Annotated in this window: 15 protein-coding genes; 12 read left to right on the top strand and 3 right to left on the bottom strand. The window is 46.0% G+C overall.

Annotation, left to right across the window (positions count from 1 at the left end; genetic code table 11):
- Window position 1 precedes the first annotated feature (1 nt).
- From ACG3M1_RS15205 to ACG3M1_RS15175, 7 genes are all read left to right on the top strand, one after another.
- Entirely contained in the window at window positions 2–313 is a 312-nt protein-coding gene (locus ACG3M1_RS15205; RefSeq protein WP_009588214.1) for a hypothetical protein, read from the top strand.
- 15 nt (window positions 314–328) lie between these two features.
- On the top strand, window positions 329–2,497 hold the full coding sequence (locus tag ACG3M1_RS15200) for a penicillin-binding protein (protein WP_142419913.1): 2,169 nt from the start codon (window positions 329–331) through the stop codon (window positions 2,495–2,497).
- A 49-nt stretch (window positions 2,498–2,546) separates the two neighbouring features.
- A complete protein-coding gene (locus tag ACG3M1_RS15195; protein WP_009270700.1) occupies window positions 2,547–4,715 on the top strand; it encodes a penicillin-binding protein in 2,169 nt (722 codons plus the stop codon).
- Between the two features lie 539 nt (window positions 4,716–5,254).
- Entirely contained in the window at window positions 5,255–5,923 is a 669-nt protein-coding gene (locus ACG3M1_RS15190) for a response regulator transcription factor (RefSeq protein ID WP_008817677.1), read from the top strand.
- Window positions 5,920–6,927 carry a sensor histidine kinase gene (locus ACG3M1_RS15185; RefSeq protein WP_008817676.1) on the top strand — a complete coding sequence of 336 codons (1,008 nt, stop codon included), beginning with the start codon at window positions 5,920–5,922 and terminating at the stop codon, window positions 6,925–6,927. The genes ACG3M1_RS15190 and ACG3M1_RS15185 overlap by 4 nt, the downstream gene beginning before the upstream one ends.
- 85 nt (window positions 6,928–7,012) lie before the next feature.
- Window positions 7,013–7,762 carry an ABC transporter ATP-binding protein gene (locus ACG3M1_RS15180; protein ID WP_009270699.1) on the top strand — a complete coding sequence of 250 codons (750 nt, stop codon included), beginning with the start codon at window positions 7,013–7,015 and terminating at the stop codon, window positions 7,760–7,762.
- Between the two features lies 1 nt (window position 7,763).
- Complete coding sequence (locus ACG3M1_RS15175; RefSeq protein WP_009270698.1) at window positions 7,764–9,668, top strand: FtsX-like permease family protein; 1,905 nt, start codon at window positions 7,764–7,766, stop codon at window positions 9,666–9,668.
- A 610-nt stretch (window positions 9,669–10,278) separates the two neighbouring features.
- Here the strand turns inward: ACG3M1_RS15175 and ACG3M1_RS15170 are convergent.
- Together ACG3M1_RS15170 and ACG3M1_RS15165 are read right to left on the bottom strand one after the other, a co-directional pair.
- On the bottom strand, window positions 10,279–10,515 hold the full coding sequence (locus ACG3M1_RS15170) for a hypothetical protein (protein WP_035303444.1): 237 nt from the start codon (window positions 10,513–10,515) through the stop codon (window positions 10,279–10,281).
- Between the two features lie 539 nt (window positions 10,516–11,054).
- Window positions 11,055–11,945: a MerR family transcriptional regulator gene (locus tag ACG3M1_RS15165; RefSeq protein WP_257363425.1), complete on the bottom strand. Its 891-nt coding sequence runs from the start codon at window positions 11,943–11,945 to the stop codon at window positions 11,055–11,057.
- Between the two features lie 229 nt (window positions 11,946–12,174).
- On the opposite strand from ACG3M1_RS15165, the gene ACG3M1_RS15160 reads away from it, so the two are divergent.
- The 5 genes from ACG3M1_RS15160 (at window position 12,175) to ACG3M1_RS15140 (ending at window position 18,798) form a co-directional block, all read left to right on the top strand.
- Window positions 12,175–14,094, top strand: a complete 1,920-nt coding sequence (locus tag ACG3M1_RS15160; RefSeq protein WP_002610016.1) for a penicillin-binding transpeptidase domain-containing protein — start codon at window positions 12,175–12,177, stop codon at window positions 14,092–14,094.
- Window positions 14,078–15,502: a UDP-N-acetylmuramoyl-L-alanyl-D-glutamate--2,6-diaminopimelate ligase gene (locus tag ACG3M1_RS15155; protein ID WP_050783712.1), complete on the top strand. Its 1,425-nt coding sequence runs from the start codon at window positions 14,078–14,080 to the stop codon at window positions 15,500–15,502. Before ACG3M1_RS15160 ends, ACG3M1_RS15155 begins: the two co-directional genes overlap by 17 nt.
- Window positions 15,493–16,455, top strand: coding sequence for a phospho-N-acetylmuramoyl-pentapeptide-transferase (mraY, locus tag ACG3M1_RS15150; RefSeq protein WP_002610019.1), 963 nt, complete (start codon window positions 15,493–15,495; stop codon window positions 16,453–16,455). Before ACG3M1_RS15155 ends, mraY begins: the two co-directional genes overlap by 10 nt.
- Before the next feature lies 1 nt (window position 16,456).
- Window positions 16,457–17,770, top strand: a complete 1,314-nt coding sequence (gene murD, locus ACG3M1_RS15145) for a UDP-N-acetylmuramoyl-L-alanine--D-glutamate ligase (RefSeq protein ID WP_009588219.1) — start codon at window positions 16,457–16,459, stop codon at window positions 17,768–17,770.
- Between the two features lie 155 nt (window positions 17,771–17,925).
- Window positions 17,926–18,798: an undecaprenyl-diphosphate phosphatase gene (locus ACG3M1_RS15140; protein ID WP_008817670.1), complete on the top strand. Its 873-nt coding sequence runs from the start codon at window positions 17,926–17,928 to the stop codon at window positions 18,796–18,798.
- Between the two features lie 287 nt (window positions 18,799–19,085).
- Here ACG3M1_RS15140 and ACG3M1_RS15135 read toward each other — a convergent pair whose 3' ends face one another.
- The gene (locus ACG3M1_RS15135; RefSeq protein ID WP_242406541.1) at window positions 19,086–19,415 is read right to left on the bottom strand and encodes an ASCH domain-containing protein; all 330 of its coding nucleotides are present in this window, start codon (window positions 19,413–19,415) and stop codon (window positions 19,086–19,088) included.
- Between the last annotated feature and the right edge of the window lie 76 nt (window positions 19,416–19,491).

Raw genomic sequence — 19,491 nt, 5'->3', positions numbered from 1 at the left:
CATGGCGAAGGCGAAAATAGTGAAAAGAAAAAGAAGACTGCGTATAGAAGGACTTGCGACACTGCTTTTAACACTGTCGATTTTCGGATACTTCGGTGCCAAGTTTGCACTGAAATCCTATAACATAACGCTTCAGCTGAAGGCACAGGAAAGCGAGCAGAAGGCAAACACATTAAAAGAGGACGTGGCAAATCTGGAGGCGGATATCACAAAGCTGGAGGATCGCGACCGCGTACTTGGAATGGCTGAAAAAGAGGGGATCAAAACGAATCAGGACAACGTTGTTGTTGTAGATAAAGATGAAAAGAAATAACAAAGGCGTGATGATATGAACCCGAAAAGAAGTAATCGAACATTAATATATATGCTGTTGATGATAGGGATCATTGGGGTAGTTATTTTATCCAATGTCCTTTTTACTATGGTGACACAGAAGCATCTGCGTACCGGTACCAATGTAAAGGAATACAAGGATCCCGACATTTCCAGCAGCAATGTCCTGAAGGCAAAGCGCGGTACGATTTATGATCGGAACGGCGAGGTAATTGCGCAGGATGAGGATACCTACAAGCTGATTGCATACCTGAACAAGAATCGTAAGGGAATCGGCAACAAGCCTGCCTATGTACAGGATATCACCAAGACGGCCAGACTGCTTGCCCCGAAGCTGGGCATGGACGAGAAGGATATTGTTGATACACTGACAAGGGCACAAAAAAACAATCAGTATCAGACAGAGCTCGGGGATAAGGGGAAAAATCTTACCAAGGAGGTAAAGGAGAGCATCGAGGCGCTGGAGCTGCCGGGTATTTCCTTTGAAGAATCGGTAAAACGGTATTATCCATCCAGCGTATTTGCTTCTCATCTGATCGGCTATGCGCAGTTTGATGAAGAAAAGAATACAATGGTTGGCAAAATGGGGCTGGAGTCTGCGTTAAATAAATATCTAAGCGGTAAGGACGGTCTGGAGGTGTATCAGCAGGATGCAGACGGAAACCTGTTGCCGGGTACCAAATATACGAAGACCTATGCGACGGATGGGAACAATGTCGTTTTAACACTGGATCGCAATGTCCAGCAGACCCTGCAGAATTCACTGGATAAGAGTGTGAAAAAAACAGCAGGCGGAGTCCGTGGCTGGGGCATTGTCATGGAGGTGGAAACAGGGAAAATCCTCGGTTGGGCATCCTCTCCTTCCTTTGATTTGAATAAACGGGATATGAAGGATTACATAGACCTTCCATCAGACTATCTGTATGAACCGGGGTCTGTTATGAAGGGGATAACGTATTCTGCGGCCATCGACAGCGGGAAGTATCCGTATAATGAGACCTTTGATTCCGGAGCCTTCCATTTCGTGGAGGACTCCAAGGGGAAAATCTATCGAACAAGTAATTCGGATTTAACTATATATGATGCATTGGGTAAGAATCACGGCACGGTTACCTTTGATAAGGGCTTTGTATTGTCCAGCAACATTGGAATCTGTGAGCTTTTGACAAAGTATATGGATCCCTCAATCTATAAGGAATATCTTGATAAATTTGGTTTTTTGAAGCCGGTGAATTCGCCATTCTTAAATAATAGAGGCGGTACGATTTTCTTTAATTATGCATCGGAGAAGCTCTCCACCGGCTTTGGACAGGCAATCAGTGTTAATGCCCTGCAGATGGTACAGGCGTATTCCGCAATCTTCAATGATGGGAAAATGGTGGAGCCGTTTGTTGTCGACCGTATTGAAAATGCGAATGGCAAGATTGTAAAGCAGTATGACACAACGATAGCAGGTCAGCCGATTTCAGAGAAAACAAGCAAGTATATGCAAAAGCTGATGAAACGGGTCGTATATGATAAGGATGGTACGGCAGCTCCCTATAAAATGAATGATGTGGAAATCATTGCCAAGACAGGAACCGGCGAGGTTGCGGGGAAAAACGGCTATGACGGCAGCCTGTACACCAACTCTGTCATGATGGCGGCACCGGCGGATGATCCGAAGGTCATGGTGTATTATGCATTTCAGGCAAGTGATATTCTCAGCTATGACAGAGAGCCGATGAAGGAAGTCATGCGCTCTGCTCTGGTAGCGGCAAACATCACCAGTGACGGGGAATCGAATAATGGACAGAAAACATATAAGGATTTTAAGCAGTCCGATATGCCTTCTTTATTGAATCATTCTCTTGACTATGCGAAGGAAAAGCTGGAGGGAACCGCAACCAGTCAGGTCATCATCGGAAACGGCTCCAGTGTTATCAAGCAGTATCCGAAGGTGGGAGAAACCATTATATCCAATCAGAATGTCTTTATTCTGACAGATGGCTCCAAAATCACCATGCCGGATATGAAAGGCTGGACAAAGAAGGATATCACCGCATTCTGGGAGCTGACGCATATCGAGGTTGAAATGAGCGGTACCGGCAGGGTGACCTCACAGAATATCAAAACGGGAAAATCAATCAATAAGGATACCGTTATTAAAGTTAAGATGGAATAGTGGAAGTGGCACCTGTTAAGGGGCCATTTCCTGTAAAGGGGGAGTGTAGATGAAGAGAAGCAACCGAACACTGGTAATGATGATGATGGCTATGGGATGCATTACGCTGTTAATTTTATCCAATGTTTTATATACCATGACCTCCGCCAGACATTTTCGTACCGGAATGAATGTTAAAGAATATAAGGATGGCGATATCGTAAAAACCGAGGTTTTAAAGGCCAAAAGGGGAAGCATTCTGGACCGCAGCGGAGAAATTCTTGCAAAGGATGAGGATACATATACAATCATTGCTGTTCTAAGCAAGACCAGAAAGGATATCGGTAATCGACCCGCTTATGTGCAGGACATTGATAAAACAGCAAGGCTGCTTGCACCCAAGCTCGGTCTGGAGGAGGCCTTTCTTCGTAAAAAGCTGCAGGATGCCAGAGATTCGAATATGTATCAGACCGAATTCGGAGAAAAGGGGAAATATCTTTCCAACAGTGTCAAGGAAAGTATAGCAGCCTTAAAGCTGCCGGGCATAGAATTTCAGAGCAGTGTGAAAAGAACCTATCCCAACAGTGTCTTTGCCTCGCATCTGCTTGGCTTTGCACAATATGATGAAGCAAAAAAGAAAATCACCGGACAAATCGGTCTGGAAGCAGCGCTGTATGAGGAGCTGAGTGGTACCAATGGCAGTAAGGAATATCAGAAGGATGCGGATGGCAACCCACTGCCGGGTACAGAATATACAAAGGCCTATGCGAAGGATGGCGATAATGTCGTATTGACACTGGATCGCAATGTGCAGCTGACCCTGCAGAGCTCACTGGATAAAAGTGTAAAGAAGACAAGCGGCGGTGTTCGCGGCTGGGGAATTGTCATGGAGGTAAAAACCGGTAAGATTTTGGGCTGGGCTTCCTCACCGTCCTTTAATCTGAACAGCCGGGATGATATTAAGGATTATGTGGATCTTCCTTCTGATTTTTTATATGAGCCGGGGTCTGTCATGAAGGGCATCACCTACGCAGCGGCGGTAGACAGCGGACATTATCCCTATAACAAAACCTTTGACAGTGATGTGTATCATTTTGTGGAGGACAGCAAGGGAAACATCCATCGTACGAATAATGCGAATGATCAGGCAATCTATGATGCCGAGCAATACAAGCACGGGACGATCAGCTTTGACAAGGGCTTTGTGTTATCGAGCAACATCGGTATCTGTGAGCTACTGGCAAGCTATATGGAGCCATCGATCTATAAGGAATATCTTGAAAAATTCGGCTTTCTGAAATCGGTGGATACCCCTTATCTCAGCAATAAGCCCGGAGAAATGCAGTTTACCTATGCATTGGAAAAGCTTTCCACCGGCTTTGGACAGGCAATCAATGTCAATGCTTTACAGATGGCACAGGCGTTTTCTGCTATTTTCAATGACGGCACCATGATGCGGCCCTATGTGGTGGATCGCATCGAGCGTTCCAACGGAACCGTCGTGAAGCAATATGAACCAAAGGCGGTGGGGAAGCCGATTTCAGAAAAAACAAGCGCCTATATACAAAAGCTGATGAAGCGGGTTGTGGATGATAAGGATGGAACGGCAAGAATGTACCGGATGGAGGATGTGGATATCATAGCGAAGACCGGTACCGGACAGGTGTATGGCAAGCAAGGCTATGATCGCAGTCTGTATACGAATTCCATTATGATGGCAGCTCCTGCAAAGAATCCCAAGGTGATGGTCTACTATGCATTTCAGGCGAGTGATTATCTGAACTATGACAGAGAACCTGCGAAAGAGGTCATGCGCTCAGCGTTGGTCGCAGCCAACATCACTACCGATAAAGCGTCCCTGAATGAAGAGAAAGCATATAAGGGTTTCAGAGAAACGCAAATGCCCGTACTGAGAAATCATTCACTTTCCTATGCATTGGATAAGCTGAAGGACACGCATACGGAGCAGATTATCATCGGGGATGGCAGTGAGGTTATGGAACAGTTTCCACAGCCAAAGGAAACCATCATTTCCAATCAGAGAGTATTCCTTCTCAGTAATGGCGGCCGCTTAACGATGCCGGATATGACAGGCTGGACGAAAAAGGACATCACCGCATTCTGGAAGCTGACACATATCGCTGTGGAAATGGATGGAACCGGAATGGTTGCTTCGCAGAATATAAAAGCAGGAAAGGCGATCAATAAGGATACTGTGATTCAGGTGACAATGAATTAATGCGAGTGTCAAAGAGCGGATAGCGGCGGATACAGGATGAAAGCAGGGAATACACAAGGCCTCCCGATAAAGCAGGAAAAATGTAATATGGAATAAGACTTTACAATCCTATAAAATGATTATGATAGCAGGAGTGCGTACTTGGGACAGCGAGTCATGAAACTTGGATGAATAAGAGGATGATACAAAGCGAATGCTTGTCATCTTCTTTTTTATACATTTCCGATGATGCTTTACAGCCTGATAGGAAATTCACCTTTTCTTTGTTTTAACTGTTATACGTACTTTAGAAGGCGATAGAAGCTGATAGATGTGCTGTTCTTCTTTTTTCATCAGCTGCACGTGCAAAAATATGACGACGAGATACTGGTGGAATTGCTCGCTGAAGGGATGTGAAACTCCTGAAAATACAACCTTACACAGCATGGCAGCACTGCGGTGTTTACCGGTTACATGACAAAACTGATAGATACCCGATCGTGTTCTTCAGGTATAATAAAGAAAAGAAAATACGCTAAAGAAGAGAAAGAAGGAATCGTATGAAAATTCTGATAGCCGAGGATGATGAGGCATTGGCAAGAGAAATACAAATGGCCTGCACACGCTGGGACTTTACCGTGGATACCGTGCAGGATTTCCAGCAAATCGCAGAAACGCTAGCACAGCTGAAGCCGGACCTTCTGTTGCTGGATATCAATCTCCCATACTATGACGGCTTTTACTGGTGTGAAACCATCCGCAGATGTTCCATGCTTCCAATTTTGTTCATATCCAGCAGGGATCAGGATCAGGATAAAATTATGGCGATGATGAGCGGTGGCGATGATTATCTGCAAAAGCCCTTCTCTTTACCCCTGCTGATGGCGAAGCTGCAGGCGCTTTTGCGAAGGAGCTATGAATATGTCGGACATACCGTAATTGTACTGCATGAATCTCTTTGCTACGATCTTGACAAAGGAGTGCTGCAGTATGGTTCACAGGAGATTGTGCTGACCAGGACAGAGCATAAGATTTTGCAGATTCTTGCTCGAAACCGTGGCAGTATCGTAAGCCGTGAGGAGCTGATGATGCAGATTTGGAGTACGGATGAATTTATATCGGATGGCTCCTTGACTACCGGCATTTCACGCTTAAAGGCAAAGCTGCGGTTGTACAGTGATGAGGATTTGATACAGACACGCAAGAAACAGGGGTATCTGCTGATATGAAGGGCTGGCTGAAGGACAGGCGTTTATGCATTTGTATCCTGTTAGCGTTGCTGATCATTTACCATCTGTATTTTCTCTGGCTTTCCTCTGTAAAAATGGAGCTGTCCGAACTGCTTTATGCGGATTTCATGCTGCTCGTGGTGATTGGAGTGTGTACGGTGTCCGATTGGTATCGATGGTTAAAAAAGACAGAAGGTTGGCAAAACGCGATGCAGACAGCCTCCTATGTACTGAGTGAGGAGCTGGATGATACCGGAGAACTGCAAACGGTGCTTGCACATAATGAGCAGGAATACCTCAGGGAACAAAAGGAGCATTATATGCAGCAGCAGGAGCTGCAGGACTACATATCTCGCTGGTCGCATGAAATAAAGCTGCCGCTGGCTGCCCTGCGAATGATGAATGAGCGAAATACCGATGCCGCCTTGCAGAAGGATATGCAAAAGCAGCTGGAGAAAATGGAGCGTCAGCTGCATATGATGCTGTGCACCGCCAAAGCCTGGATGCCGGCAGGGGATCGCAGCATTATGAAAATAGAATTGAAAAAAGCCATTCAAAGCGCTGTGAAAAATGCTTCCTATTTTCTGATTCACGAGGGCTTTGAAATTCAAATCGAGGATTCTGTGGATATCCTTGTCCTCAGTGATGAACAATGGCTTGTCTATATGCTGGATCAGCTGATATCCAATGCTGTCAAATACCACAAAGAGCACCCCGTGCTTACCTTTTTCTGTGAAGTAAGGGAATATGCTGTTCTGCACGTTCGAGATAATGGCATTGGAATTCGTCAGGAGGAGCTTTCAGCGGTGTTTGAACGGGGGTATACGGGAAGAAATCAACGCAATGGTGCCTATCGTTCGACGGGGATGGGTCTGTATTTTGTGCGCAAGATTGCAGACCTTTTGGGACATACGGTTACCATCACCTCTCGTGAACAGGACTATACGGATATACAGATTACCTTTTCCCATGACGGCGATTTTTTTCATCTGACAGATTTGTAAGGTTATGTATAAAAACTGTCATCCTGTGGTAAGGATTTTACTATCACGGGCATGGTATGCTTAACCTGTAAGGAGGAATCTGAAGATGAATGAAATCATGAAAATAAGAAATCTGTCGAAAATCTATGGAAAAAAAGAGGTAAGAACGACAGTACTGAATAATCTGTCACTGGATATTGAGGAAGGGGATTTCATCGCGGTTATGGGTCCCAGCGGGGCGGGGAAGAGTACGCTTTTGAATCTGCTGAGTACGATCGACAAGCCGACACAGGGCAGCATTATACTGGATGGACAGGAGCTGACAGCCATTCGCAATGAAAAGCTGGCAAAGCTTCGAAAGGAACACATCGGCTTTATCTTTCAGGATTACAATCTACTGGATAATATGACGCTGATGGACAATATTGCCCTGCCGCTTTCATTATCCAACGAGAAGGCAAAAAACATACAGCAGCGTGTGCAGGAAATGGCAGGGCTGTTTCATCTGGAGGGGCATTTGGAAAAGTATCCGCATCAGCTAAGCGGAGGTCAAAAGCAGCGTGGAGCCGCTGCACGTGCACTGATTCGCAATCCCCGCATCGTGTTTGCGGATGAACCGACGGGTGCACTGGATTCCAAAAGCAGCCGTGAGCTTTTATGCAGCCTGAAGGAAATCAACGAGGAGCGCAATGCGACGATTCTGATGGTCACACACGATGCCTTCAGTGCCAGCTACGCCCGCAAGGTGTTTATACTGAAGGATGGAGAGATATTTACAACGCTTCATGCGGATGCAGAGCGTTCGGTATTCTATGAGCGCATCCTGCAGCTGCTCGCTTCCATGGGAGGTGACTAACATGCAGATACTGCGTCTGAGTATTGCGAATTTCAAACGCAATATCCGGTTCTATCTGTCCTATATTCTGTCTCTTTCCTTCAGCGCCTTTATCCTGTATGACTTTCTTGCCTTAATGGATTCCGGACTGCTGGAAATCATGGGAAAAAAGAATCAGGAGTTCAGTGATATGATTCTGGTCTCTATGATTGTCGTGCTGCTGTTTTTCGTCTTCTGCTTTCTCTGGTATGCGACCAACGTGTTTTTGAATTTGCGGAAGAAGGAAATGGGGACCTTTATTTTCATGGGACTGGATCAGAAAGAAATCTCCCGTATGTTTACGCTGGAAATGCTGTTGGCTGCTTTGAGTGCCGTATTGACCGGTATTGGTGCAGGTGTTGTATTCTTTAAGCTGTTTGCCATGCTGTTTTTTCAGCTGAGTGGTATGGAAGCGGATATTTCCATGCAGTTTTCCTTCGTATCCGCTCTGCAATGTGCCGCAGCCTTTCTCATTTTATATTTGCTACTTGCCATAAAAGGGTATTTTTCTATCATAAAGACAAGCATCAGGGATATGCTGGAGGCAACCCGTCAGCGTGAGGTGGTAAGGGCAACAGGGCTTCGTGCTTTGCTTTCTTCTCTTCTCTTTTCCATCCTGCTGATTGGCGGATACTTCTGTGCTATGCAGATTGGGGAAATGGACAGCTTCAGCTATATGCTGCTTGCTGTTGTTCTGGTCATTGCCGGTGTATACGGCCTGTATCGTTCGCTGTTTCCCTATCTTTTACAGCAGCTTTCCATCAAAAAGGGTTTTCTTTATCGAAAGCAGCGGACATTATGGATCAACAATCTGGTGTTTCGCGTAAAGAAAAATTATCGTACCTATGCTATCGTAACCATTATGATGCTGTGCTCCGTCAGTGCTCTGAATGCAGGGCTGGCCTTTAAGCAGCGCTATGACGCCATGGCGGCAGGGGAAGGACAATTCTCCTATATTCTGCTCAGTACACAGCCCATTCCGACAGAAGACCTTAACAAAGCCGCAGCGGCTTTTGGAAACATGGAATATCAGGCAGTGCTGCAGGGCTTTCCGTATACCTATGAGGATGAAAACCATCTGATCTATACAGATATGGTGCTTTCCTATACAGACTATGAGACATATTGTAAAAGCATTCATAAACAGGTGTTCGCCAGGGAACCGAAGCCGGGAAACGGTCTTTGTCTATCAAAGAAATATCTGATTTCCATGGCTGATGAGGTAGAGGATATCGTTCCCTTTCCTCGACGCTCTATCCACATTCAGGAAAAGAGTGAGGAGTATTATTTTGGAATCATGCAAAACAATATGAACTTCATCATTCTGAATGATGAGGACTATCAGGTTGTTATCAATGAAAAAACACAATATATGCATATGCAAATGGTGCAGATGGATACCGCCGTCGATATCAAAGAGCTTCGCAAGACATTGGCACCGCTGTGTGATGAACAGATTTCAGCTATGGGGGTCGATCCCGAAAATGATGATCTGGCATTTGTCCGCGTTATGTACGCTGCCTGCGTCTTCATGTTTCTAGTCTTCGTCGTTTCCTGCGGTGGTGTGATCTTTATGAAAACCTGCAACGATGCGGATGATGATTATGGCCGCTGTCAGATTCTGAAAAATATCGGCATATCGAAACAAGACATGAAAAAAGCCATCCACAGGGAATTGGGCTTCACCTATATCATGCCGCTGCTGCTGACAGCTATTTCCAGTGTGTTCATCATTCATGCCATTGAACGGGTTATGCGAACAAAAACACTGCTGCCGATCAATCTTTTAACTCTGGCGGTTGTCTTCCTGTTCGATCTGATGCTGTATCTTATTTCTGTACAGATGTATGAAAAACGCTGCGGACTTGCGGATGAAAAACAGAGGTAAGGATACGCATGAAAATACAGCTGGAACGGTATACGTAAAAAAGTATTCCGGTTAATGCATGCTGTGTATCCAGTGTGCATAATTCAAAGTCAGGATACCCTGTGCATAGAAATTGATAACCTATGACTCATAAGGAAAAGTCGTATACAGGGCTGTCTTCAATCTCAAATCGGGCAGCTTGAACAAGGATAGAAAGAGCTTCTTTGGAATAGGGATGTGAAGAATTATGTGTAAGCTTACCATACAGTTTCGCCATATTCCCACAACCCGTTGACTGGAGCAGGAGCCCCTATACCAAAGGTGCTTCCCAGAGTGTGATTTCTTAACCGTTTGCCTGCTTGTGGTATGTATCGAACGAGGATGCCACATGCCTCTTAAGCATGTCCTTATAAAGAAAGTATCCGGAAGATAAAAGCAGAGGATAACATGATCGCGCTGCTTTACTTCTTGCACGCAAAAGGAAGCTTACATAAGCTTCCTTAAAAATAATGGATATCAAATTATCGTAGGGGTACATCATTTACATGCTTTTCTTTACGAGCACGGTTGTATAACCGGCATTGGAACAACAGCCTCTTTGGTATATTTCATGCGGGTGTCCTGGCTTAGCTTATTTAAAAACCGGAATAAACCATGTAAGGATATCAAAAATTATACCTATGATTCTGCACTGTTTATCACCTTTTATTTTATCTTTTGCCACATATGCTATTTGTTCCATGGTGAATCCTTCCTTTAACAGCTCTTTTACCTCCTCCTCAGTAAATTTTTCTTTTATTAGTTTCTCTTGCTCATCCTTGGCAGCTAATGGCTTTTTTCTTTGTGTTGCTTGTTTGTTATTTCTCACGGTTGAGTTTGTTTTCAGCTGAATATACAAGTATCGTTTTCACAGGGAGCAAACACGGTGATCGCCATTAGATTTGCGGTTGTAGCAGCTGTTATTTTCATAGTATGCGCCTCCTTGGAATGGTTCTTCTATCACCTATATCATATCATAAAAAAACAGGTGATAAAGCTAATTTATTCATTTTCCTATGCTGCAACAGCTCTGCATTCACTGCCGGTTCTGTCACTGCAATACAACGCATGAAGTTCTGAGAAATGATGTTTGCGTATACCCTTGCGCATCCTTAAGAATGCTTCTTCTCCTCATAATCAGCATCTGCACCGACACGATTCGGATATTCTCTACACATTCTTTTTGTTATTCCAATAGCTGTGTTCCCATGCAGAGGAATCCGCGATATCGTCATCCAGCACAGCCATTTGCATATTGCAGTCTTGCTTGCATACGTTGTTTGATTAAAGAATGCATAAAAGCCACAGGGCTTTTGTTAGTTCCTGTGGCTTTTATGCATTCCTTTGCCTTTCTCATTGCCTGTTTCTTCATCTCTGTTTTTTTGCCGCATCCTCCTTGTCAAAATAGATGCGCAACGCTTTTCCCATGAATCTGGATGCTCCCCTGCCATAGCGCTGATCCGTCTGCTGTATCAACGCTTCATTGTGCAGGTAGCTGTCAATCAGCAGCTTTTGCTGATGCATACCTGGATTACTGCCACAGGCTTCCTCTTCCGGTATCAGATGCTGCATGTCGTAAATGATCTGCTGCACCTGTGCGGATGCGGGGTCACGTGTGGTATCCTGCAGCAGTTTCTCCATGAGCTGTTGATTACGTTTTCCATAATTCTGCTGCCTGATATGTTCCAGCTTTTCCATAATCTCTGAAAAATGCTCCAGATTGTACTTCATGGCATCAGTATACGCCGCAGTGCTTCCATAGTATTCAACTGCGGTTTTTGCGATATCCGCTTCATGCTCGCGTATATGGGCGATAATGTCATCAAAGGCGGCAATGCTGCCCCACTGCTGCATAATTTCCTCGGTATGCTCAGCTTTAAATTGCTCCAGCAGCTGCAGGTAGCTCTGCAGCTTAAAATCTTCAAATTCCATACAGGATTCTCCCTTCTCTAATTTATCGAGCAGCGATAGCAGACGATCTAACCGATCCCGCCGCTTGATCAGCAAAGCCTTCTGCTTCTGAAATGCTTCTTCCTGATCGTATTCCTTCTGTGTCATAATGCGTTTGATTTCCTTCAGCGGAAAATCCAGCTCCCGAAAGAGCAGAATCTGCTGCAGGGTTTTCAATGCTTCCTCATCATACAGGCGATAGCCTGCTTCCGTAAGTGACGTTGGTTTGAATACGCCGATTTCATCATAATATTGCAGGGTCCTGACACTGATGCCTGTCAGCGCTGCGACCTCTTTCACTGTTTTCATGGTACCACTCCTGTCTTCGATACGTAAGTCATTTTACTTTGCGCGCGCCAATGCTTACCATATCTTCTCTTTCATCATACAGTATCACGCAGCGTGAGAGTCAACAAAAAAATATTATTTACTGAGCACTGCTGCAAAAAGGGAATCCTAGGAATGAAGCCAGGGCTTGCGCATGATTTCCATCATAAAACCGAACTTGATTTCATACGATGGATTGAGGTGATCCGGTATGATTCGAGGAAAGGTCAAAACGAGAATATCCACTATCTTTCTCTGCTGCATTCTTATTTTTTGCTGTATACTGGGCAAGCTCGGTTATGAACAGATCTTTCATCATACCGATATTATGGAAAAAGCCCTGAGCCTGTGGGAGCGTGACTTTACCGTAGCGGGTCTGCGCGGCTCCATTCTGGATAAAAACGGAAATGTTCTGGCACATGATATTCCAAGTACATCGGTGATGGTCGTACCTGCCCAGATACAGGATGCCGACAAGACAGCCCAGCAGCTGGCAGATGTATTACAGGCGGATAAGAAAAAAATCCTGTCTACCATCACCAAGCATGTCAGCACCCAGAAGCTGCAGCCGGAGGGACGTTTGATCAGCGATGATAAGGCGCGCAAGCTGGAGGCGATGGATTTACCAGGCGTTTATCTGGTGCAGGATTCCCTGCGCAACTATCCGAATAATAACTATCTTGCACAGGTGCTGGGATTTACCGGTATCGATAATCAGGGGTTGGCAGGTCTGGAGCTGCAGTATAATGATATTTTGTCTGCGAAAAGCGGTGCTTTGAATATCCCGTTTGATGCCAAGGGGCATAATGTTGAATTATATAAGGAAAGCTATGAGGCACCGGGCAGAGGGATGGATGTACAGTTGACCATTGATTCCAATATTCAGGATATCGTGGAGCGGGAGCTGAACAATCTGGTCAAGCGCTATAAGCCGAAATCCGCACTGGCTCTGGCGATGAATCCGAATACCGGGGAAATTCTGGCCATGGTCAGTAAGCCTGACTTCGATCCGAATCATTACAAGGATTATTCCAGTGATGTATATAACCGCAATCTGCCAATCTGGAAGAGCTATGAGCCCGGCTCCACCTTTAAATCCGTAACCTTCGCTTCTGCATTGGAGCTGAAGCTGTTTGATATGTTTAAGGATACGTATTACGACCGCGGCTATGAAATGGTCGGCGGTGCCCGTATCAAATCCTGGAAGGCGGGAGGTCATGGGCAGCAGACCTTCCTGCAGGTGCTGGAAAATTCCTCCAATCCCGGCTTTGTGGAAATATCGAGGCGTATGGGACTGGACAATGAATATGACTTTGTAAAAAAATTCGGCTTCGGTGAAAAAACGGGCATTGATCTGCCCGGAGAAAGCAAGGGCATCATGTTTAAGAAAAGTGCGATGGGAGAGCTGGAACAGGCGACGGTTGCATTTGGACAGGGGCTGAGTGTCACACCGATTCAGCTGGTTACCGCTTTCTCTGCCATCATCAACGGCGGAACCCTGTATACGCCGTATATCACCAAAAGCATCAACGACCCGATTACCCATGATGCAATACTGGAATATAAGCCGACAGCAAAACGCAAGGTGATCAGTGAGGATACCAGCAAGAAGATGCGCTATGCATTGGAAAGTGTTGTCGCCAACGGCGGCGGTAAGCCGGCATATACCGAGGGCTATAAAATCGGTGGTAAGACCGGTACGGCACAGATTGCGGAAAACGGTGTGTATTCCACCAGTAACTACATTCTGTCCTTTCTGAGTGCGGCACCGATTGATGATCCGCAGATCGTGCTGTATATTGCGGCAGACAGTCCGCAGAATGACGTACTGTACGGTGGAACGGTCATTGCGCCGGTCGCAAAGGCCTGCTATGAGGATATTCTGCCCTATCTCGGCGTGAAAAAGGCGGAGGAACAGATTCCGAAGAAGCTGGTCTGGCCGGAAACGGAAAATATCAAGGTGCAGGATTTTAGAGGAAAGAAGAAAAAGGATGTAGCGCAGGAGGGTGTCACCTTTACCTTTATCGGCAGCGGCGATACGGTAATGGAACAGATGCCGGAAGCAGGCACCACACTCAGTGCTGAGGGAGGGGAGGTTTGGATTTATCTTGGAAATGATAAGGTTAAATGAGTTGTTTGCACTGCTGCATATCGACTGTGAGGATGCGCGTATCCTGCAGGGAATCAGTGATGATACCCGCGACGTAAAAAAGGACTGGCTCTTTGTCTGCCGCAAAGGAAGCCTATATGATGGAGCGGCGTTTTTACAGGAGGCGCTGGACAAGGGGGCAGTGGTGCTGTGCGATCAGATGCTGCCTATGCAGCATGTCTACTACACACCGCATGTAGAGCGCATTACACAGGCATTGCTGGAGCTGTACTATGGGGATTTATGTACCCGTCTGCATGTGATCGGCATTACGGGAACCAATGGAAAAACAAGTGTTGCCAGCATCATCTCCCAGCTGCTGAAGATGGAAGGATGCCGGGTTCTGCAGATCGGCACCGGGAGTGTACGCTATCCGGATGAGGTCATTGAAATTCACAACACCACTCCGGGCTGTTTTCAGCTGGCAAACTATTTCAGGAGAGCGCACGATGAGAAGATTACCCATGTTGTCATGGAGGTCAGCTCACATGCCATTGATCAAAACCGCATCAGCTTTCTGCATTTTGATGATATCGTATATACGAATATCACACAGGATCATCTGGATTATCACCTGACCAGAGTGCATTACCGCTATACCAAATTCAAGCTGCGCCGCTATCTGAAGCCGCAGGGAACCATTGTGTACAACAGTGACCTCAGCTATATGCAGGAGCTGGTCAACCTTGCCCAGCATGCCTGTATCAGCATCGGTATGCAGGCAGCACATTTTCCGCTGCATCATGTGGAACTTAGTGATCATGACCTTTCCTTTCGCCTGCAGGGCTATGATTTTCATGCCCGTTTGCTGGGTATGGTGAACGTATACAATCTGGCAGAGGCAATTGTGGTTGTCCATCGACTGGGCTTTTCCTATGAGCGCTTGCGTAAGGATTGTGAGAAGCTGCTGCCGGTCAGCGGTCGCATGGAGGTTATGGAGGTTGGCGGATTCACCATCTGGATCGACTATGCACATACTGCAGCCGCGGTCGAAGAGCTGCTGGTCTTTGCCAATTCTGTAAAAAAAGGAAGGATTCTGACCATCTTGGGGTGTGGAGGAGAACGGGATCGCACCAAGCGTCCTGCCATGGCTGCCATTGCCGCAAAATACAGTGATCTTGCCGTTTTCACGAGTGATAATCCAAGAGGGGAAAGTGTAGACCGTATCCTTGCCGACATGAAATGTGAGAGCTTTCCCAACGCAGCAGTCTTCGAAAATCGCTACTTTGCGATAAAACATACTATCAAAGTAGCACAAAATAGTGATATAATAATAATCGCTGGAAAAGGGAGCGAGGAAACCATCACGGCTTTCGGACAAGAATATCCCTTTTCTGATCGATCCTGCGTAAAGGAACGTCTAGCTAAGGAGGAACTACTTTGGAAATAAAATATCTGCTTGCATTCGGAATCAGTCTGGTGGCAACCCTGGTGGTAATGCCGCTGCTCATTCCGTTTCTACATAAAATTAAATTCGGACAGAGCATCCGCAAGGAAGGACCGCAGAGCCATATGGCGAAAACGGGAACCCCGACGATGGGAGGACTGGTATTTGTAAGTGTCCCGATTCTGGTTATGCTGGTTCTGGACTACAAGGCTTTTTTCTCAGGGGAAATGCTGATCTGTGTACTGGCTTATCTGGGCTATGCCCTCATCGGATTCATTGATGATTTCCTGATCGTCGTGAAAAAGAACAATGACGGTCTGAAACCATCTGTGAAGTTTCTGATGCAGTCCGTGCTGGCGGTCGTATTTTATCTGTTCTACCGCTCCATTGCGGAAACGACGCTGATTCTTCCGGTTGTTCATATTTCACTGGAGCTGGGAATTCTGTATTTTGTACTGATCTTCTTTATGTTCACCTGTGAATCCAATGCCGTCAATCTGACGGATGGTCTGGATGGCCTGTGTGCCGGAACCTCCATCATTGCGATTGCGCCCTTTGTGATATTTGCCCTGCTGCAGGGAAATAAGGATCTGGCAATGCTGCTTTTGGCGGTATGCGGTTCGCTGCTTGGGTATCTGCGCTTTAATGTGCATCCGGCTAAAATCTTTATGGGGGATACCGGCTCCCTGGCAATCGGCGGTCTGCTTGCGGCAAGCGCCATGATTTTAAAGCAGGAGCTGCTGCTGGTGGTGATCGGCGGTGTCTTCGTCATGGAGCTGCTGTCTGTCGTCATTCAGGTAACAAGCTATAAGGCGACAAAGAAGCGGGTGTTTCGGATGGCACCGCTGCATCATCATTTCGAGCTGGGCGGTATGAAGGAAACACAGGTGGTGCTGATGTTCTGGAGCATCGGTGTTGTCCTTGCGGCACTTGGCTTATGGCTGGGGGTAATGTAATATGAAGGAACATGTACTGGTAATTGGAGCCGCAAAAAGCGGTGTTGCGGTCGCAAAGCTGTTACAGCGGCATGGCTATGATGTTACGATTACGGATATGAATGCGATCCGTGAGCTGGAAGAGCTGCAGACCCTGGGCATTCATGTGTTTGAAAAGGGACATCCGGAAGAACTAAAGCGCGAAAACTATGCCTTCGTTGTGAAAAATCCGGGGATCAAATACACGGTTCCCTTTGTCCGCTACTTTGTGGAGCACAAGGTGAAGATTCTGACAGAGGTGGAAATCGGCTACCGGTATGCGACAAAATTCAAGTATGGTGCTGTGACGGGGACGAATGGAAAAACAACCATCACCACCATGCTGTATGAAATGCTGAAATATAACCATAAGGCAATCGTAGCCGGCAACATCGGCTGGCCGCTGAGTGAGCTTGCGCTTGCTTATGAAGATGAAGAAAAGGATGTCGCCTTGGAGCTGAGTAATTTTCAGCTGCTGGGCATTGAACACTTTGCGCCGCATGTCAGCGTGGTATGCAACCTCGCACCGGATCATCTGGACTATATGCCGAGTGTGGAATCCTATTATGAAAGCAAAATGCGCATTTATGAGAACTGTACAGAGGATGACTGGTTCCTGCGCAATGTGGATGATGCAACCGTCATGCAGTATGCGCAGCATATTCCATGTAAAGTGATTGATTTTTCCCTGACACGTCAGGATGTTGATTTGTATCGTAAAGACGGTACGGTATATCTGCATGAGCTTGCGCTGTTTGAAGAAAAAAACTTTCATGTCGTCGGCGACTATAATCTGTCCAATGCCATGATTGCATCCTGCATGGCCTATAAGCTGGGCGTATCCGTTTCTGATATTCAAAAGGCGATTGCCGCCTTTTCGCCGGTGGAGCATCGTCTGGAATATATCGGAGAGAAAAACGGTGTAAAATTTTACAATGACTCCAAGGCAACCAATACCCATGCGGTTGCTGCGGCATTGAACTCCTTTGATAAAAACATCATTCTGCTTGCCGGCGGGCATGACAAGGGCATCAGCTTTGAAGATTTGAAGCAGTATGATGAACGCGTCAAGCTGTGTGTGGCTTTTGGAGAAACCGGACCGCAGTTTCAGGATATCTTCTCCTGTGTTCAGGTTGTGGAAACCATGCAGGAGGCACTGGATGCGGCAGTTGCGAACAGTAAGGAACAGGATATCGTCCTGCTGTCACCGGCATGCTCGAGCTATGACCAGTTTCCAAACTATGAGGTGCGCGGTGCCCTGTTTAAGGAAATGGTAAGAAAGTGGCTGCAGGCATAGGTCTGAAAAAGGAGCTTATGCATACGCCCTAGCTGTTTTGGTCCTGAAAAAAGCTTATTTCTTACACAATTGTTATTGTTTTTTCAAGGGGAAAGGTTGTGCTTTACCTCCGTGTGGTTTACAATGGTAAAGAATGAAAAAAAGGAGATTACACTATGTTTCTATTTGATATGATAAAAGCGGTTCTGCTGGGAATCATTCAGGGGATTACGGAATGGCTTCCTGTCAGCAGCACCGGGCATATGATTCTGTTCAACAGCTTCTTTCCGATGAGCTCATCACTGGCCAAACCGGATACTCCGGAATTTGCATTCTGGGGATTGTTTCTGGTTGTTATCCAGCTGGGGTCCATTCTGGCAGTCTGCGTTTTGTATTTTCATAAGCTGAATCCATTTTCATCAAGAAAATCCATCAGTGAAAAACGTTCCACATGGGATTTGTGGTTTCATGTTCTTGTAGCCTCCATTCCCGGTATTATCGGAATCTTTCTGAATGACTATGTTGAAAAGTATATGAACAATGCCATTGTTGTGGCAATTGCACTGATCGTATTCGGTATCGGATTTATTGTACTGGAAAGCACCAAGCATCATCCCAAATACCGTAGGGTTGGTGAAATCACCTATCAAACGGCCTTTCTGATTGGTTTGTTCCAGCTGATTGCGGCTCTGGTTCCCGGAACCTCACGGAGTGGGGCAACCATTTTAGGAGCTTCCATTCTGGGGTGTTCCCGTTTTGCGGCCAGTGAGTTTTCCTTCTTTATGGCAATTCCTGCCATGGCGGGTGCCAGCGGATTAAAATTCCTAAAATACTTCATGCATTACGGATTCTCCATGAGCGGGGGAAATATTGCACTGCTCGTTGTCGCAAGCATTATCGCATTTGTGGTATCCATGTTTGCCATCCGCTTCCTGATGAATTATATCCGCAACCATGATTTCAAAATCTTCGGATATTATCGAATCGTTGTAGGTGTTGCAGTGCTGATCTGTTACTTCCTCGGCGTATTAAATTTAAGTGCAATTTAATCCAATCGTATACAGGGCAGAGGCTGTTTCAGCTTCTGCCTTGTTTGTTATGCATAATATATCTGACGCTGATATGGCTTGTTTCCAGCTCATGCTATTCTCAAACAGAAGCCGTGCGACGATAATGTACATAGAGAAGGATGCTTCTCAAAAGGGTTCTTTCTTACTTTCGTCTGTTTGAAAAAGGGAGATCTCAATCTATTGATAAATACAATCGTGTTGATATCTCCCTGTTTAAGTTTACCAGCAATAGAGAATGAACCCTCAAAAAGACGCATCCCTTTTCTCTATCGCCTGTAGACGACCTCAAAATCCTCGAATACAACCGGCATATCCTCAGAAAACGAATAGCCCAAAGCATTTCCTTCCTTTGTGAAAAAGGAAGGATGGGTTTTCTGCCACGATTCCAGTGTATCGTCCTCACCCTCCCGCAAACACAGCGCGAAGGTTATCTTATGGAAGGGAAGGATCGTAACGGCTGTGGTTTTGATCACACAGAAGGGAGTGCCTGCCCAGTCGGTCAGAATATTGAAGTCATTGACCTGCGGCAGCCGTTCCTGCTGTATTTCATATGCATAGAAGCTGCTTGCAGTCGCTCTTTTTATGTTATCAAGCACCAGCTTTAGCAGGCTGTCCGCAAGCGTTTGTGTCAGTTCAAAATGAAAGGCTTCCTGATACGTGGTGGTAAAGGGA

This window comes from Clostridium sp. 10cd* (assembly GCF_044336395.1).
Classification (GTDB): Bacteria; Bacillota_I; Bacilli_A; order Erysipelotrichales; family Erysipelotrichaceae; genus Clostridium_AQ; species Clostridium_AQ innocuum.
This window is presented reverse-complemented; position numbering and strand designations above follow the sequence as displayed.

Bases quoted from the DNA above. Each gene is read 5' to 3' on its own strand.
- ACG3M1_RS15205 (WP_009588214.1), top strand. From the start codon at position 2: ATGGCGAAGGCGAAAATAGTGAAAAGAAAAAGAAGACTGCGTATAGAA.
- ACG3M1_RS15200 (WP_142419913.1), top strand. From the start codon at position 329: ATGAACCCGAAAAGAAGTAATCGAACATTAATATATATGCTGTTGATG.
- ACG3M1_RS15195 (WP_009270700.1), top strand. From the start codon at position 2,547: ATGAAGAGAAGCAACCGAACACTGGTAATGATGATGATGGCTATGGGA.
- ACG3M1_RS15190 (WP_008817677.1), top strand. From the start codon at position 5,255: ATGAAAATTCTGATAGCCGAGGATGATGAGGCATTGGCAAGAGAAATA.
- ACG3M1_RS15185 (WP_008817676.1), top strand. From the start codon at position 5,920: ATGAAGGGCTGGCTGAAGGACAGGCGTTTATGCATTTGTATCCTGTTA.
- ACG3M1_RS15180 (WP_009270699.1), top strand. From the start codon at position 7,013: ATGAATGAAATCATGAAAATAAGAAATCTGTCGAAAATCTATGGAAAA.
- ACG3M1_RS15175 (WP_009270698.1), top strand. From the start codon at position 7,764: ATGCAGATACTGCGTCTGAGTATTGCGAATTTCAAACGCAATATCCGG.
- ACG3M1_RS15165 (WP_257363425.1), bottom strand. From the start codon at position 11,945: ATGAAAACAGTGAAAGAGGTCGCAGCGCTGACAGGCATCAGTGTCAGG.
- ACG3M1_RS15160 (WP_002610016.1), top strand. From the start codon at position 12,175: ATGATTCGAGGAAAGGTCAAAACGAGAATATCCACTATCTTTCTCTGC.
- ACG3M1_RS15155 (WP_050783712.1), top strand. From the start codon at position 14,078: ATGATAAGGTTAAATGAGTTGTTTGCACTGCTGCATATCGACTGTGAG.
- murD (WP_009588219.1), top strand. From the start codon at position 16,457: ATGAAGGAACATGTACTGGTAATTGGAGCCGCAAAAAGCGGTGTTGCG.
- ACG3M1_RS15140 (WP_008817670.1), top strand. From the start codon at position 17,926: ATGTTTCTATTTGATATGATAAAAGCGGTTCTGCTGGGAATCATTCAG.